Annotated in this window: 1 protein-coding gene; it reads left to right on the top strand. The window is 65.9% G+C overall.

Annotated features, from left to right (window positions below):
- Nucleotides 1-276, top strand: a 276-nt coding sequence (locus ACW9H9_RS28900; protein ID WP_457346749.1) for an AMP-binding protein, incomplete at both ends; no start/stop codon positions are given.

Below are 276 nucleotides of genomic sequence, written 5' to 3'. Positions count from 1 at the left end.
AGGACACGGTGTTGCAGAAAACCCCGTTCAGCTTTGACGTGTCGGTGTGGGAGTTCTTCTGGCCGCTGTTCACCGGCGCACGCCTGGTCATGGCCCGCCCCGGCGGGCACAAGGATCCCGAGTACCTGTGTGAAATCATCGCGGCCGAGCGCGTCACCACGTTGCACTTCGTACCGTCGATGCTCGACGTGTTCCTGGCCCATGGCGATGTGAGCCCGGCGGCCGGGCTGGTGCGCGTGATGTGCAGCGGTGAAGCCCTGCCGGGCAGCGTGGTGC

This window comes from Pseudomonas sp. SDO5215_S409 (assembly GCF_054071325.1).
The sequence above is the reverse complement of the archived record's forward strand: the minus strand, read 5'-3'. Positions and strand labels throughout refer to the sequence as shown.